Raw genomic sequence first — 5108 nt, 5'->3', positions numbered from 1 at the left:
TGGCCGCCCCCGCCGACCCGCAACGCACGGTAACGACGCTGCAGGGCGTGCTCCGCGATCCGGGGCTGCAGCCGTGAACCGGGGCGGCGGCTTCACCCTGATCGAGCTGCTGGTGGCAGTGGCGATCTTCGCGGTGGTCTCAGTGATCGCCTACGGCGGGCTCGCGACGGTGATGGACACCCGGGAACGCGTCGATACCGAGACCGCCCGCCTGGCCTCGGTGCAGACGGCGTTCACCGTCATGGCCCGGGATTTCCGCAGCGCCACCCCGCTCCGGGGCTACCGCGACCGCCGCGGCGACCCGCAGGTGCCGCTGCACGCCGACGGCGATACCCTCATGCTCGTGCACGGCGGCCGCCCCAACCCGCTGGGACGCCGACGCAGCCACTTCGAACGCATCGCCTACGCGGTGCGCGACGGCGCCCTGGTGCGCGAGCGCTACGCGATGATGGACAGCCCCTACGAGCCGCAGGTCACGCGGACGGTCCTCCTCGACGGGGTCACCGAGGTCGGCTTCCGCTTCCTGCTCGATGACTGGCAGCCGACCTGGCCGCCGCCGGCCAACGCCGACACCGACGTGCCGGTGCTGCCCCGCGCGGTCGCCGTGAGCCTGCGCCACCCCCAATACGGCATTCTACGCCGGGTGTTCCTGCTGCCATGAGCGCATCCCGATACCGGCAGCGTGGCGTCGCCCTGATCACCGCGGTGCTGATCACCGCGCTGGCGGCCACCGCGGCCACCGCGCTGCTGTGGCAGGGCCACCTCGCGATCCGGCGCACGCAGAACGTCGTCGCCGACGGCCAGGCGTGGCAGTACGCCCTCGCCGCCGAGGCCGTGGCCGTCGACATCCTCGCCCGCGACCGCGGCGACAACGACGCCGACGGCGCCGGCGACGCCTGGTATGGCGAGCTCCCGCCGGTAAACGAGGGCGGCGCGACCATCACCGTGACCATCGAGGACCTCCAGGGCCGGCTCAATCTCAATGCCCTCGCCGCCGGCGACGAGCAGCGCCGGCGCCTGGCCGCCGCCGCGCTGGAGCGCCTGGTGGGCGCGGCGGTGCCCACCGCGCCGGCGGCGGGCATCGCGCCGGCGATCGAGGACTGGATCGACGACGACCTCCAGCCCGGCTTCCCCGGCGGCGCCGAGGACGACTTCTACACCCGCCAGCAGCCGCCGTACCGCGCGGCCAACGCCCCGCTGGCCGGTGCCTCCGGGCTGCGCCTGATCCGCGGCGTCGACGACGCCGTCCTCGCCGCCCTGCAGGGCCGGGTCACCGCCCTGCCCGTCGAGGCCGAGGGCATCAACCTCAACACCGCCCCGCCGGAGCTGCTGGCAGCGCTGCACCCGGACGTCGCCGCCGGCGACGTTCGTGCCCTCGTCGCTGGCCGCAGGGACACCACCCTCACCAGCGTCGAGGCGGCCCTGCAGCTCGCCCCCTCACTGGCGCAGCCGGAGCTGCCACGGACCTGGCTGAGGGTCGACAGCGACTATTTCCTGGTGACCGCCCGGGTCTCGCTGGGCCGCGTTAACGCCACGCACTACTCGGTGATACACCGCACGACGGACGGACCGATCGAGGTGATCTACCGCGGCGAGACGCCGCCGTGAACATTGGCGCTCCCCGGGTTTTCGGTGACAATACGGATAAAGGGATTCGCTCTAACGGAAGGTCAGGCGAATGCGCCCGCGATTGATCGTCCAAATCGCCGCCGACGCGGACGCGCCCCTGGCCGCACGCTGCCTGGATGCCCAGGGCCGGCTGACCGGGGCCGGCCCGGAGGATGACCCCGCAGCTCTGGCGCGCTCGCGGCGTGTCTACGCCCTGGCGCCCGGGACCGCGGTGCTCACCACCCGGGTGGCCATGCCCGTGCGCAGCCGCCAGCGCATGGCCCAGGCGGTGCCCTGGGCCATGGAGGATCAGCTCAGCGAGGACGTGGAGGCACTGCACTTCCTGCTCGGCGAGCGCAACGCCGCCGGCGAGGTCCACGTCGCGGTGGTCGCCGCACGCGCCCTTCAGGCCTGGGAGGAGCGGCTCGCCCGGGCCGGCATCCACGCCGAGCAGATCTACCCGGACTACCTCGCGCTGCCCCGCCACGAGCACGCGTGGACGATACTGGTCGCCGGCGACCGGGCGCTGGTACGCACCGGGGTCCAGACCGGCTTCGCCTGCGAGAGCGACGTCCTCGCACTGTTCCTGGAGGCCGCCCTGAGCGAGGCCGGCGACGACGCCCCGCCACGGCTGGTGGCCTACCTCACCCCCGGCGCGACGCTGCCCCTGCCGGAGGTGGCGCCGGAGGCGGAGCGCCACACGGTCACCGACGTCCCCGCCCTGCTCGCCGAGAACCTGGACACCCGCCATGCCATCGGGCTGCGGCCGGTGGACACCGGGGGCACCGGCCGTTGGCGGCGGCGCTGGCGGGTCTGGCGCACTGCGGCGATCCTGCTCGCGGTGGTAATGCTGGCGGACACGGCCCGGGGATGGCTGGCGCAGTGGCACCTGGAGCAGACCATTGCCGCACGGGAGGCCGATATTGCGTCGATCTTCACGGAGGCATTCCCGGACGCCGGCACGCCGGTGTACCCGCGCCGGCAGATGGAGAGCCGGCTCGCCGCCCTGCGCGGCGGCGGCAGCGCGGCGGCGGGCCTGCTGCCCCTGTTGACCCGCGTCGCGCCCGTGATGGGCCCGGTGCGGCTCACCGGCCTGACCTGGGGGGAGGGCGGTGCCGAGCTCGCCGTTCAGACTGCAGAGCTCGCCGGCGTCGACGCCCTGGAGCGGCGCCTCGCCGATGCCGGGCTCACCGTCGAGGTACGCAACGTCACCCGCGAGGCCGACGGCGTCAGCGGCCGGCTGCACGTGGAGACGGGCTCATGAGGCGCTGGTGGCACGACCTCGCCCCCCGCGACCGGCGCATCCTGATCGCCGGCGCCGTCGCGCTCGCCGTGATCGCCTGGTTCTTCGGCCTGTGGCTGCCGCCGCGCCAGGCGGGGCCGGCGCTGCACGACCGCCTGGCCGCCGCCGAGACCGATCTTGCGTGGATGCGCGCGCACGCCGGCGAGGCGGAGGCGTTGCGGCAGCGCCGGCAGGCCGGGGGAGCGGAGCACACGGACCCGAGGGCGGTCTACGTCCTCGTCGAGGAGAGCGCCCGGCAGGCCGGCCTCGGCGAGGCACTGGAGCGGATCGAGCCCGCCGGCAACGCGGAGGCCCGCGTCACCCTCAACGGCGCCGCCTTCGACGGCCTCGTGCCCTGGCTCGCCGGCCTGCGCGACAGCCACGGGATACAGGCGGGCTCCGCCTCGTTCCGGGCCACCGGCACGCCCGGGCGCGTCGACGCCCGGCTGGTGCTCCAGGGGCCGTCTCCGTGAGGCGTTGGGGCCGGCGTATCGGGCTACTCGCCCTGTTCCTCCTCGGTGCCCTGGTCACCACCGCCATCACCCTCCCCGCCCGGGTCGCCTGGTCCGTGGCGGGGGACATCGTGCCGGTACGTCTGCACGAACCGGAAGGCACGGTCTGGTCCGGCCGTGCCACGGGGCTAACCTACCGCGGCACCACCCTGCACGGCGTGGAGTGGCGGATTCACCCGGCAGCCCTGCTCGGCGGCCGGCTGGAGGCGACGCTCCGCGCCCGCGGCGACAACGGTGACCTCGCCGCGCAGCTCGCCGCCGCGCCCGGCGGCCGCGTCGAGGTCCGCGACGCCCTCGCCCGCCTGGACGTGGACACCGTGCTCGACTGGGCCCGCCGCGGCGGCCTGGCCTTCACCGTGGACGGCATCCTCGACGCCACGCTGCGTCGCCTGGTGGTCGACGGGCGCCGGCCGGTCACCGCCGACGGGCGCCTGCGCTGGGAATCGGCGGCGCTGAACCTGGGCGAGCACTATCCGCTCGGCACGCTCACCCTCGATCTTGCGCCCGGCGGGAACGGCGGCATCACCGCGACCCTGTCCGCCGACGGCGGCGTACTCACGGTCGACGGCAAGGCGGACGTTACCGCGGACGGCACCTTCCATGCCCGCCTGGAGCTCGCCCCGCGCCCCGGCCGCGAGGAGGCGGGACGCGCCCTCGCCCGCCGGCTGAACCTCGCCAACCCCGACGGCACGACGGTGCTGGAGGCAAGCGGCGACCGCTCCGGCGTCCGCGCCAGCCAGAACGCGGGCGACTGAACCGCCCCGGTCAGGGCCGGTGAGGCAGGGCGAGGTAGCTGCGCGACTGCATCTCGGTGAGGCGGCTCGCGGTGCGCTCGAACTCGAAACCCAGGCGGTGCCCCCGGTAGAGCGAATCCGGCTCGTCGGCGGCGGAGCAGATCAGCTTGACCCCGCGGTCGTAAAACTCGTCCACAAGATTGATGAAGCGCCGGGCATCATCCTCGCTGTCGCGATCGAACACCGGGATGTCGGAGATCACCACCGTGTGGAACTGGCGGGCGATCTCGATGTAATCATTCTGGCTGCGCGGCCCCCGGCAGACGGCATCGAAGGCGAACCACACGACCCCGTCCGCCACGCGCCGCACCGGGATCTCCCGGCCCTCCACCTCCAGCACGGTCTCGTCGGTCACCTCGCCGCCGTCCGGGCGCACATGGTCGAAGTCCCGGGTGAGCACCGCATCCGCCTCGGCGTCCAGCGGCGTGTGATAGATCTCCGCCTGCTCGAGGAAGCGCAGGCGGTAGTCCGTGTCACCGTCGACGGGGATCACCTCGGTGTGACGCTCGAGCAGCTCGATCGCCGGGACGAAACGCTCCCGCTGCAGCCCGTCCCAATAGAGCTCGTGGGGCGGGATGTTGGAGGTCGCCACCAGGGTTACCCCGCGCCGGAACAGCCCCTGGAGCAGGCCGGCGAGGAGCATGGCGTCGGCGATATCGGAGACGAAGAACTCGTCGAAGCACAGCACCCGGGTGTCCGCGGCCCACTCCTCGGCGATGATGTCCAGCGGATCCTGGCGTTCCTTGAGCGTCTTCAGCCGGGTGTGCACGGCGCGCATGAAGCGGTGGAAGTGCAGCCGCCGCCGCGCCTCGAAGGGCAGGCTCTCGTAGAAGATATCCATCAGCCAGGTCTTGCCCCGGCCGACACTGCCCCAGAGGTACACGCCGGTCTCCGGCTCCACGGTCTCCGGCG

General features: G+C 73.6%; 6 protein-coding genes. 5 read left to right on the top strand and 1 reads right to left on the bottom strand.

Annotation, left to right across the window (positions count from 1 at the left end; translation table 11 throughout):
• Positions 1–73 precede the first annotated feature (73 nt).
• From gspJ to G7A99_RS15780, 5 genes are all read left to right on the top strand, one after another.
• The gene (gene gspJ / locus G7A99_RS15800; RefSeq protein WP_163141870.1) at positions 74–661 is read left to right on the top strand and encodes a type II secretion system minor pseudopilin GspJ; all 588 of its coding nucleotides are present in this window, start codon (positions 74–76) and stop codon (positions 659–661) included.
• Complete coding sequence (gene gspK, locus G7A99_RS15795) at positions 658–1608, top strand: type II secretion system minor pseudopilin GspK (protein ID WP_163141867.1); 951 nt, start codon at positions 658–660, stop codon at positions 1606–1608. The genes gspJ and gspK overlap by 4 nt, the downstream gene beginning before the upstream one ends.
• A gap of 70 nt (positions 1609–1678) precedes the next feature.
• Positions 1679–2872: a type II secretion system protein GspL gene (gene gspL, locus G7A99_RS15790; protein ID WP_163141864.1), complete on the top strand. Its 1194-nt coding sequence runs from the start codon at positions 1679–1681 to the stop codon at positions 2870–2872.
• Positions 2869–3363, top strand: coding sequence for a type II secretion system protein GspM (gene gspM, locus G7A99_RS15785; RefSeq protein ID WP_018716556.1), 495 nt, complete (start codon positions 2869–2871; stop codon positions 3361–3363). Before gspL ends, gspM begins: the two co-directional genes overlap by 4 nt.
• Entirely contained in the window at positions 3360–4157 is a 798-nt protein-coding gene (locus tag G7A99_RS15780) for a type II secretion system protein N (protein WP_163141862.1), read from the top strand. Before gspM ends, G7A99_RS15780 begins: the two co-directional genes overlap by 4 nt.
• Before the next feature lie 10 nt (positions 4158–4167).
• Here G7A99_RS15780 and zapE read toward each other — a convergent pair.
• Positions 4168–5108, bottom strand: a 941-nt coding sequence (zapE, locus tag G7A99_RS15775; RefSeq protein WP_163141859.1) for a cell division protein ZapE, incomplete at its 5' end; no start/stop codon positions are given.

Source organism: Arhodomonas sp. KWT, assembly GCF_010993615.1.
This window is presented reverse-complemented; position numbering and strand designations above follow the sequence as displayed.